8 protein-coding genes are annotated in these 10487 nt (G+C 66.9%); 6 read left to right on the top strand and 2 right to left on the bottom strand.

The window, feature by feature from the left end:
* The first annotated feature begins 130 nt into the window (after positions 1–130).
* From ACR4XW_RS06815 to ACR4XW_RS06795, 5 genes are all read left to right on the top strand, one after another.
* The gene (locus ACR4XW_RS06815; RefSeq protein ID WP_434759783.1) at positions 131–2044 is read left to right on the top strand and encodes a beta-glucoside-specific PTS transporter subunit IIABC; all 1914 of its coding nucleotides are present in this window, start codon (positions 131–133) and stop codon (positions 2042–2044) included.
* Positions 2045–2059: 15 nt separating this feature from the next.
* The gene (locus ACR4XW_RS06810; protein ID WP_434759782.1) at positions 2060–3469 is read left to right on the top strand and encodes a glycoside hydrolase family 1 protein; all 1410 of its coding nucleotides are present in this window, start codon (positions 2060–2062) and stop codon (positions 3467–3469) included.
* Between the two features lie 133 nt (positions 3470–3602).
* Entirely contained in the window at positions 3603–4442 is an 840-nt protein-coding gene (locus ACR4XW_RS06805; RefSeq protein ID WP_434759781.1) for a PRD domain-containing protein, read from the top strand.
* Between the two features lie 124 nt (positions 4443–4566).
* A complete protein-coding gene (locus ACR4XW_RS06800) occupies positions 4567–5136 on the top strand; it encodes a pyridoxamine 5'-phosphate oxidase family protein (RefSeq protein WP_434759780.1) in 570 nt (189 codons plus the stop codon).
* Positions 5137–5265: 129 nt separating this feature from the next.
* Positions 5266–6429 (top strand): M20/M25/M40 family metallo-hydrolase, encoded by a 1164-nt coding sequence (locus ACR4XW_RS06795; RefSeq protein ID WP_434759779.1) that lies wholly within the window; start codon positions 5266–5268, stop codon positions 6427–6429.
* A 12-nt stretch (positions 6430–6441) separates the two neighbouring features.
* Here the strand turns inward: ACR4XW_RS06795 and ACR4XW_RS06790 are convergent, their stop codons facing one another.
* Positions 6442–6636: a ferredoxin gene (locus ACR4XW_RS06790; protein ID WP_434759778.1), complete on the bottom strand. Its 195-nt coding sequence runs from the start codon at positions 6634–6636 to the stop codon at positions 6442–6444.
* A gap of 77 nt (positions 6637–6713) precedes the next feature.
* On the opposite strand from ACR4XW_RS06790, the gene ACR4XW_RS06785 reads away from it, so the two are divergent.
* Positions 6714–7847 (top strand): NAD(P)/FAD-dependent oxidoreductase, encoded by a 1134-nt coding sequence (locus tag ACR4XW_RS06785; RefSeq protein WP_434759777.1) that lies wholly within the window; start codon positions 6714–6716, stop codon positions 7845–7847.
* Positions 7848–7876: 29 nt separating this feature from the next.
* Here the strand turns inward: ACR4XW_RS06785 and ACR4XW_RS06780 are convergent, their stop codons facing one another.
* The gene (locus tag ACR4XW_RS06780) at positions 7877–10480 is read right to left on the bottom strand and encodes a YhgE/Pip domain-containing protein (protein WP_434759776.1); all 2604 of its coding nucleotides are present in this window, start codon (positions 10478–10480) and stop codon (positions 7877–7879) included.
* Positions 10481–10487: the final 7 nt, after the last annotated feature.

Here is a 10487-nt window from a genome sequence, read left to right as displayed (position 1 = left end):
TGCCTGTCAGGTTCGATGAGAACCGACAGGATTGTTACTCGCAAGAGGCAAGACCTGAGGAAGCACTGTTGTGCGCCTCAGGTCTTTTTTTGTTTTCCGGGCCAAACGGCCACGAACAGAGGGGATCGAGATGGTCAAGGTTGACTATCAGTCGCTGGCAGGCGAAATCCTGCGCGAGGTGGGCGGCGAGGAGAACATCGCCCAGGCCACCCACTGCGCCACCCGGCTGCGACTGAGGTTGCGCGACGAGAGCAAAGCTGACAAGGCCGCGGTGGAGAAGCTGCCCGGCGTCATCACCGTGATGCCGGCCGGTGGCCAGTTCCAGGTCGTGATCGGCAACAACGTGCCGCAGACCTACCAAGAGCTGATGCGCATCACCAAGCTCGGCGAAGCTGACGACACCGAAGCCGAAACCGGGCCCAAGGGCAACCTGCTCAGCCAGTTCATCGACCTGATCACCGCGATTCTGCACCCGATTCTGTGGACGCTGGCCGGCGCAGGCCTGCTCAAGGCCTTCCTCGCCCTGGCCACCACCTTCGGCTGGCTCAGCCCCGAGGGCACCACCTACGCGATCTGGAACGCCGCCTCCGACGGCCTGTTCTACTTCCTGCCGATGCTGCTCGCGGTCGGTGCGTCCAAGAAGTTCCACGCCAATACCGCGACCTCCCTGGCGATCGCCGGCGCGATGGTCTACCCGGCCATCGTCGCCATGGTCGGTAACCCGGACGTCACCTTCTTCGGCATTCCGGTGATCGCTGCCAACTACACGTCGTCCTTGATCCCGATCATCGTCGCGGTCTGGTTGCAGGGGCACCTCGAACGACTGCTCAACAAGGTGCTTCCCGCCACCATCCGCAACTTCACCACCCCGCTGCTGGTGCTGACCCTGCTGGTGCCCTTCGTGCTGATGACCGTCGGTCCGCTGACCACCTACCTGGCCAACGGCATTTCCGGTGGCGTGCAGTGGCTGTTCGAGGTTGCTCCCTGGGCCGGTGGCGCGATCATGGGCGCGGCCTGGCAGATCTTCGTGATCTTCGGTCTGCACTGGGCCTTCGTCCCGATCATGCTGAACGACCTGAGCACCGTCGGACACACCCTGCTCGGTGGCCCGGTTCTGCCCGCCGTGCTCGCCCAAGCCGCCGCGATGCTGGCCGTGATGGTCCGCACCAAGAGCAAGTCGCTGCGTCAGATCGCCGGCCCCGCGGCCCTGTCCGGCTTCCTCGCCGGTGTCACTGAACCCGGTATCTACGGTGTGAACCTGCCCAAGAAGCGTCCCTTCATCTACGGCTGCATCGGCGGTGCGGTCGGCGGTGTCATCGTCGCCCTGGCCGGCGGTGCCAACGACGCCTTCGTCTTCCCGTCCCTGATCGGAATCCCGGCCTACATGAACGTCGGCAACTTCGCAATGACCATGGTTGGTGTCGCCGTCGCGGTGGTCATCGCCTTCACCCTGACCCTGGTGCTCGGCTTCCCCGACGCCCCCGACGAAGAGGTTGCCGCCGACATCACCAACCCCGCCCTGACCGCCCCGGTGTCCACTCCGGTCGATGCCGGCGCCCCGGTCACCGGTACCGGAACCACCCTGCTGGCCACCGACAGCCTCGACGTGCGTGCCCCGGTACCGGGCAAGGCCGTCGCCCTGACCGAGGTCAACGACAAGGTCTTCGCCTCCGGCGCGATGGGTGCCGGCATGGGCATCGTCCCCACCAGCGGTGACTTGGTCGCCCCGATCTCCGGTGAGGTTCGGGCCGCGATGCCGCACGCCTACGGCATCAAGTCCGACAACGGCGTCGAGGTACTGGTGCACATCGGCATCGACACCGTGCAACTGGACGGCCAGGGCTTCACCTCCCACGTCACCCAGGGGCAGCGCGTCGAGGCCGGCGACAAGCTCGCCACCGTCGACCTGACCACGATCACCGAAGCCGGTTACGACCCGACCACGGTCGTCATCGTCACCAACTCCGCCCAACTGACCGAGGTCGTCCCGGTCACCGACGGTGATCTGGACGCCGACGACCTCGCCCTGGCCATCAAGCTCTGAGAAAGGAACACCCCCATGACCGAACTCACTTTCCCCGAAGGCTTCCTGTGGGGCGGCGCCACCGCCGCCAACCAGTTCGAGGGCGGCTACACCGCCGATGGCAAGGGCCTGTCCATCCAGGACGTGATGCCCCAGGGCATCGTCGCCCCACCCACCGAGGAACCGACCGCCGACAACCTCAAACACGAGGGCATCGACTTCTACCACCGCTATGCCGAGGACATCGCGCTCTTCGCCGAGATGGGCTTCAAGGTCTTCCGCTTCTCGATCGCCTGGAGCCGGATCTTCCCCAACGGTGACGAGGAAACCCCCAATGAGGAGGGCCTGGCCTTCTACGACCGGGTCCTCGACGAGTGCGAGAAGCACGGCATCGAGCCGCTGGTCACGATCAGCCACTACGAAACCCCGCTGCATCTGGCCAAGACCTACGACGGCTGGGTCAACCGCAAGATGATCGGCTTCTTCGACCGTTACTGCCGGGTGCTGTTCGAGCGCTACGGCAAGCGGGTCAAGTACTGGCTGACCTTCAACGAGATCAACGCGGTGCTGCACGCCCCGCTGATGTCCGGCGGCATCTGGACGCCCAAGGACCAACTCACCGATCAAGACCTGTACCAGGCCATCCACCACGAGCTGGTCGCCTCGGCCCGGGCCACCAAACTGGCCCACGAGCTGATGCCGGAGTCGAAGGTCGGCTGCATGATCATCGCGATGCCCGCCTACCCGCTGACCCCCGACCCCGCCGATGTCTGGGCGGCCCGACAGATCGAGCACGACAACTTCGCCTTCGGTGACGTGCATTGCTTCGGCGAGTACCCGGGCTACTTCAAGCGCAAGCTGCGCGAGCTCGGGGTGGAGTTGGAGATCACCGACCAGGACCGCGAAGACCTCAAGCACACGGTCGACTTCGTCTCCTTCAGTTACTACGTCAGCATCTGCGCCACCGCCGACCCCAACGCCGAGAAGGGCGCCGGCAACATCTTCGCCGGCGTGCCCAACCCGCACTTGGAAGCGTCCGAATGGGGTTGGCAGATCGACCCGGTCGGCTTGCGGATCGTCCTCAACGACTACTGGGAACGCTGGCGCAAGCCACTGTTCATCGTCGAGAACGGTCTCGGGGCCAAGGACGAACTGGTCGAGGTGGACGGTGAACTCACCGTGATCGACGACTACCGGATCTCGTACCTGAACGATCACCTGGTGCAGGTGCGTGAGGCGATCGCCGACGGTGTCGAGCTGCTCGGCTACACCACCTGGGGGTGCATCGACCTGGTCAGTGCCTCCACCGCCCAGCTCAGCAAGCGCTACGGATTCATCTACGTCGACCGCAACGACGACGGCAGCGGCAGCCTGGCGCGCTACCGCAAGAAGTCCTTCGGCTGGTACCGCGACCTGATCAACAGCAACGGAGCCACCCTGAAGTGAGAGCCGACCGCTGCCCGGGGCCCACGACGCCAGGGGACCGGGCAGCGGTTTCACTCATCGGCCGGGCCGACCGGGATCGGTCACCGATGGGCGAGGCGTTGGTAGCGTGAGGCGCACCTCGAAAGGGTTGAGCATGGAGATCTTGCGCGTTTTCAACAACAACGTGGTGTTGGCGCGCTCGGCCGACCGTGGGGACGTGGTGCTCAGCGGCCGGGGCCTGGGTTTTCAGGCCAAACCCGGGATGAAGGTCGACATGTCCAAGGTCGTCCGGGTGTTCATCGCCGACGACGGCCGCGATATCGACAACTTCGCGATGCAACTGTCGGCGATTCCGCCCGAGCACCTGCAGTGGGCCGACGAGGCACTGGAAGTCGCCCGAGAACGCCTGCCCGGTGACCTGCCGGCCACCACCGTCATCGCGGTGGCCGACCACCTCAGCTTCGCCCTGAAACGGGTGCGGATGGGGGTGGAGCTCGAATATCCGCTGCGGGCCGAGATCGCCCACCTGTATGCCGATGAACTGGCCGTCGCCGAAGAGGTACTGGCCCACGTCAACCGGCGCACCCCCGTCCCGCTGCCCGAGGGTGAGGCCGTCGCGATTGCCCTGCACCTGGTGAATGCGGGATTCACCACCGGGGATCTGTCGCAGACCTACCTGATGACCGGCGTTTTCACCCAGATCTTCGATGTGCTCGAACAGGTACTCGGCACCAGCTTCGACCGGGACTCCCTCACCGCCGCCCGGTTCATCACCCACCTGCGCTACTTCTTCGTCCGAGCCAACCAGGGCCAGCAATTCCGGGAACAGGTCGCCGACTCCTTCGCCGGGGCGATTCGGGAGGCCTACCCCGAGGCCTACGGGGCGGCGGTCAACCTACGCCAGGTACTCGAACTGCGCCTGGGCCAACCGATCACCGACGACGAGGTCAGCTACCTCACCATCCACATCGCCCGGCTCGCCAAAGACCTGTAGCTCCTCCGGACAAGAGTTAAGTGAGCAGCTTCGACCGGAACCTGCAACTTTAAGCGTTAAAGTTGCAGCTCCCCGCAGGCCCGAAAACCCGGTGACCCACCGGATGCGCGTGCGAGCATGAAGCATGGGCAAGTTCTACGACAGCATCGAACCTCAGTTGGTGGAGTTCATCGAGAGCCAGCAGATGTTCTTCGTGGGCACTGCGGCCGCCGACGGTCGGGTGAACGTTTCACCGAAGGGTCTGGACACCTTCCGGGTGCTCGGGCCGAATCGGGTGGCCTGGCTGAACGGCACCGGGTCGGGCAATGAGACTGCGGGGCATCTGGTGCAGAACCCCCGGATGACGATCATGTTCTGCAGCTTCGAGGGCAAGCCGTGGATCCTGCGGCTGTACGGCACCGCCCGCATCATCCAACCCGGCGACCCCGACTTCGACGAGATGGTCGCCCTGTTCCCACCCTTGGAGGGATCCCGGCAGGTCTACGACGTCACGGTGGGGGAGTGCCAGACCTCCTGTGGTTTCGGGGTGCCGCTGTACGACTACGTCGGTCAGCGCGACCTGATGGCCTCCTGGGCCGACAAGAAGGGCGCCGAGGGCATCGCGAAGTACCAGCGCGAGAAGAATGCCCGCACCATCGACGGCTTCGACACCCGATTGCCCGCCTCGGTGCTCGGGAGTGACCGAGCCCCCTGACCACAAACGCACCCCACAGCCGGGTATGTGACGCGAAAGCACCGGATGACCGGCTCCGGGGTGCGTTTGTATCCAAGGTCCCGCCTGCAAGGAGGGGGACTAGGCTGGTGCGGCGAGCGAAAGGTGGATATGACGGCGTACGAACAACCCCTGCTGCAGGCGAGTTCTGCCCGATTGCCCCAGATGCTCCGCGACCTGGAACGGGTGATCACCCGGGAAACCCCGTCGGAGGACCTCGAGGCGGTTGCCGACGGTGCGGCCGCAATCGCCGCGCTGCTGCACCGCCGGCTGGGGGCCGAACCCGAGATCGTGGTCCTGCAGGGGGTCACCCATTTGCGGCTGCGGTTCGGCGAGGGTGACCCCAAGGTGGTGATCGTTACCCACCAGGACACGGTCTGGCCGATCGGCACCCTGGAACGCCTGCCGTTCAGCATCCGCGACGGCATCCTGCGCGGCCCGGGTTGTTTCGACATGCTCAGCGGCCTGGTGATGGGCATTCACGCCCTGGCGCTGATCCGCGAACTCCACGGTGACGAGGCCCTGAACGGGGTGAGCCTGCTGGTCACCGGAGACGAAGAGGTCGGGTCGCTCACCTCGGCCACTTTCATCCAGGCCGAAGCCACCAACGCGATTGCCGCCCTGGTGCTGGAACCCTCCGGTGACGGCGGTGCGATCAAGGTCGGCCGCAAGGGCGTTTCCCGTTATCAACTGCAGGTTCGGGGACGTGCCGCGCACGCCGGCCTGGAACCGGAGAAGGGCATCAACGCCGGGGTCGAACTGGCCCATCAGATTCACCGGCTCACCCAACTGGCCGACCCGGTCGAGGGCACCACGGTCACCCCCACCCGGTTGCAGGGCGGTACCACGGTGAACACGGTGCCCGCCGAAGCCTGGGTCGATGTGGATGTGCGGGCCTGGACGCTGACCGAACAGCGCCGGGTCGACGAGGCGATGAAGTCCCTCACCGCCCTGGCGCCGCAGGCCCAGGTGGTGGTCTCCGGCGGCATCAACCGACCACCCCTGGAACAGGAGCGGGCCCAAGATCTGTACCGGGCCTATGCCCGGGTCAACGAGAACCTCGGCCTGCCGGTGCCCCCGCCGATCCGGGTCGGCGGCGGGTCGGACGGCAACTACACCGCCGCCATCGGGGTACCCACCCTGGACGGCCTCGGCGGTGTCGGCGACGGCTCACACGCCGACCACGAACACGTCATCATCGCCGAACTGGCACCCCGCACCGCGGCCCTGGCCGGGTTGATCCTCGACCGACTCGGCATCGACACCGCCGGCTGAAGCCGGGTCGGGTCACTCCTCGACGATGCTCAGGGCCATTTCGGGGCAGCCCTCGACCCCGTCGGCGGCGGCGTCGGCCAACTCGGGCGGAATGACGTCCAGCTTGACCACCACCAGGCCGTCCTCGTCGTGGTCGTAAACATCCGGCGCAGCCATCGAGCACAGGCCGTGCCCCTGGCACATGTTCAGATCCGCGATCACCTTCATGACTTCTCCATCCCGGTCGTGCAGGTACCTTGAGGCCATTACCTCACATCGTCATCGAGACCCCGCGGAGGCTCCCCATGGGTGGAATCGTGATAGCCGGCGGCGGCCTCTCGGCGGTGCGCACCGCATCGTCCCTGCGACGCAAGGGATACGACGGCGACCTGACCATGCTCGCCGAGGAGGCCGTCGCACCCTATGACCGGCCGCCCCTGTCGAAAGACGTATTGCTCGGCACACGCGACAGCACCACCCTGCCCTTCGACACCGACAAACTGGCGATCGACCTGCGCCTCGGCACCCGGGCCATGGTCCTGGACCCGGCCGCGAAACAGGTGCGGGTCGAGGGCTCCGACGGCCCCGGACGGGTCGACTACGACCGCCTGCTGATCGCCACCGGAGCCACCCCGATCCGAATGCCGGGGGACGGACACCAACACCTGCTGCGCACCGCCGACGACGCCCTGGCGCTGCGCGAGAAACTGGCGCCCGGCGTGCGGGTGGTGTTGATCGGTGGCAGTTGGATCGGGGCCGAAGTCGCCACCAGCGCACTCGCCCGCGGCTGCGAGGTGATCTGCATCGAAGCCACCGATATGCCGCTGGCTGCGGTACTCGGCCCGCAGGTGGCCCGGCACCTCAAGCACTGGTGGGAAGCCGTGCAGGTCTACACCGGCTGCCCGGTGTCCCGGGTCGACGAGGGCCGGGTTCTGCTGGCCGACGGGATCGAGATCGAGGCCGATGTGGTGGTCACCGGGGTGGGGGTGCGGCCCAATATCGGCTGGCTCGCCGACTCCGGCCTGGAGCTGAATCGCGGGGTGATCGTGGACGAGCACCTGCGCACGTCCGCGCCCGATGTGGTGGCGGTCGGCGATGTCACCGAACGCTGGTCACCGCGGGCCGGCGCCCACTTGGTCGGACAGCACTGGGACGATGCCTCCTCCGGGGGTGCGGTGGCCGCGGCGACCCTGCTGGGTGACATCTCTGCCGGGTACGACCCAGTGCCCTACTTCTGGTCCGATCAGTTCGGGCACAAACTCCAGTACGTCGGTGCGCACGGCCCCGACGACCGGGCCGTCCCCGAGTTCATCGACGATCTGCTGTCCGCGGTGTCGTGGGTGGACCCGGCCGGTAATCTCACCGCCTGGCTCGGTATCGACCGACCCCGCGATGTGATGAAGGCCCGGACGGCGGTCGGCGGCCCGTACCAGCCCTGACCGGGTCGCCACACGGCCGCCAAACAACCTCAGGAATACCGGAGCATCAACTGCGAGGCGCTGACCGTCCGCGACCGCACCACCGCCAGCACACTGGCCGAGGCCGCCACGATCAACCACCCCAGAAGCATCGTCAGGTTGCCGCCGATGCCCGATCCACCGACCATCATCGCCTGCACCGCATCCAGCGCCGGGGTCAACGGCAACAGCGGCCGCACCCCGAGAAAGAAGCCCGGTAGGGCGGTGGTGATCGCCCCCGACACCGACAGCACCACCAGGGTCACCGAGACCACCCGTCCGAAACCACCCAGCCAGGCCACCAGGGCGTGGTTCAGCACCACGAACATGGCACCGGCCAGCAGCAGAATGCCGAGCACTCCCATCGCCCGGGCGAAGGACAATCCGACCACCACCTGGCCGACCGCGGTCAACGCCACGGCCTGGACGGCGGCGATCGCCACCCCCGGCCAGATCGACCGCCAGGCCAACTGCCAGGACGGTTTGCTCGAGGTCAGGGTGCGCACCGACACCGCCTGCACCAGCAGGTAGGTCGCCAGGGCACCCAGCCACAGGGCCATCACCATCAGCAACGAGGTGGCCGACACCAGCGGCAGCAGTTCACCGTCGGCGGCCAGGTCGGTGGTGACCGGCATGGCCACCACCCCCTTCAGGTTGGCCCGGTCGGCATCGCTGTAGTGCGGCAATTTGTCGCGTCCCTCGGCGACACCCTCGGCCAGCTCGGTGGTGCCCTCGGCCAGTTTCGCCGCACCGGCGGCGAGTTGCCCCATTCCGGAGGCCAGTTCATCGGCACCCCCGGCCGCGGCGGTGACGCCGGCGCTGAACTGTTGAATACCCCAGGCCAACTCACCGGTACCGGTCGACAGTTGGGACGCCCCGGCGGCGGTTTGCGCGATGCCGTCGACCAGTTGCTGCAGACCACCCGGGAGTTGTTCGGCACCTGCCGCGAGCTGCTCGGCGCCACCGGCCAGTTGCTGCACGCCACCGGCGTACTGTTCGACCCCGCCGGCGTACTGGGACGCCCCCGAGCTGAGCTGCTGCGCCCCGCCGGCCAACTCGGCCGCGCCCCGGGAGAGTTCGTCCCCGCCGGCGATGATCTTGTCGGAGGCGATCCCGAGCTGGGTCAGACCGTTGGTGAACTGTCGGATTCCCTCCGAGGGGGTGAGGCCGGTAGTGCCCATGGCCTGCATCGACTTCACCAACTCGACCACCGAATCGAGGCCGGCGAGCCCGGCCTCCACCTCCGCGGCGGCGTTCACCAGGGTCGGGCCGGCATCGGCCAGGCTCAGCCCGGTGTTCGGATCGGGAGTGCTGTAGCCCTGCCAGATGGTTTGGCCGATCTGTTGGGTGCCGTTCTGCCAACCGGCGGCGAAGCCCTGCCGGAAGGCTTCACAGGCCCCGGGCACCCCTTCGAGTTCGGGCGGGCACGGCACGTCCGGAGCCGGGGTGCCCTGCTCGGCCAAAGTTTTGAGTTGGGTGGTCAACTCGTTGAACCCACCACCGATCTGCCGCAATCCGTCGGGTAGGTCGGCCAGCCCGGCCAGAGCGGCCTCGATCTCGTCTGCGGACGGCATCTGGGTGCCCTCCAGGGCGTCGGCGAGCTGATTCAGCGGCCCGATCAACGGCTCGGCCCCATCGGTGAGTTGCTTCACCCCGGTGGCGTACTCGCGCACCCCGGCGGTGTACTGCCGGGTGCCGGCGGCGAACTGTTCGACACCCTGGCCGTACTGCTGCACCCCGGTGCTGAGTTCCTTGGCCCCGGACGAGAGCTGGTCGGCCCCGGTCGCCAGCCGGTCGGCACCCGAGGACAGTTCCCCGGCACCGTCGGCCAGTTTCCGGGCCTGACCGGGCAGCTCGCGGGTCTCGTCCCGCATCCGACCCAACCCGGAGGCCAACTCCTCGGCACCGGCATCGAGCTTTCGAGCACCCTCGGACAGCTCCTGCCCACCGGCACTCAGTTGGCCCATCCCGGCCGCCAACTCGGCGGTTCCCGTGGCGGCCTCCCGCACGCCACCGGAGAGTTCGTTGGCCCCTTCGGCCAGTTGCTGCGTGCCGTCGGCGAGCTCGCCGAACTGTTCGCCCATCTGGTTGAAGCCCAGATAGATGTTGTCCAGGTAGGTCTCGGTCAGGCTGGTGCTCATCATGCGGGCGGCGGTTTCGATGATCACCTTGGCGACCTGTGGATCGGTCACGCCCCCGATCTCGGAGGTCTGGATCTGCAGCACGGCCTTCTCGGCATCCTGCGGTTTGCCCCCGAAGGAGGTCGCTGCGGCCGAGAAATCTTTTGGAATGGTGACCACCGCGGCGTAGCGTCCCGAAGCCATGCCGGCGGCGGCGTCCTCGGGGTCGGACAGCACCCAGTTGATGTTCAGATCGGGATTCTGCTCATCGCCGGTGACCAGACCGGCGGCCAATTGGCGGCCCATCGGCACGATCTGGCCGTCGATCTTCACCGGCTCGTCGAGGTTGACGATGGCGGCATCGATGCGGTCCAGGCGGGTATCGGATTTCCAGATGGCCCAGGTGAAACTGGCGGCGATGATCACCGGCACCAGCACCAGGCCGATCAGGCCCAGCCAGCCGACCGGACGATTCAGGTGAGCACGTTCGAGCATCAGCAAC

Origin of the sequence: Pseudenemella bisphenolivorans (assembly GCF_051133435.1) — a bacterium.
Classification (GTDB): Bacteria; Actinomycetota; Actinomycetes; order Propionibacteriales; family Propionibacteriaceae; genus JAAYAO01.
This window is presented reverse-complemented; position numbering and strand designations above follow the sequence as displayed.

Bases quoted from the DNA above. Each gene is read 5' to 3' on its own strand.
- ACR4XW_RS06785 (WP_434759777.1), top strand. From the start codon at position 6,714: ATGGGTGGAATCGTGATAGCCGGCGGCGGCCTCTCGGCGGTGCGCACC.
- ACR4XW_RS06790 (WP_434759778.1), bottom strand. From the start codon at position 6,636: ATGAAGGTGATCGCGGATCTGAACATGTGCCAGGGGCACGGCCTGTGC.
- ACR4XW_RS06805 (WP_434759781.1), top strand. From the start codon at position 3,603: ATGGAGATCTTGCGCGTTTTCAACAACAACGTGGTGTTGGCGCGCTCG.
- ACR4XW_RS06815 (WP_434759783.1), top strand. From the start codon at position 131: ATGGTCAAGGTTGACTATCAGTCGCTGGCAGGCGAAATCCTGCGCGAG.
- ACR4XW_RS06780 (WP_434759776.1), bottom strand. From the start codon at position 10,480: ATGCTCGAACGTGCTCACCTGAATCGTCCGGTCGGCTGGCTGGGCCTG.
- ACR4XW_RS06810 (WP_434759782.1), top strand. From the start codon at position 2,060: ATGACCGAACTCACTTTCCCCGAAGGCTTCCTGTGGGGCGGCGCCACC.
- ACR4XW_RS06800 (WP_434759780.1), top strand. From the start codon at position 4,567: ATGGGCAAGTTCTACGACAGCATCGAACCTCAGTTGGTGGAGTTCATC.
- ACR4XW_RS06795 (WP_434759779.1), top strand. From the start codon at position 5,266: ATGACGGCGTACGAACAACCCCTGCTGCAGGCGAGTTCTGCCCGATTG.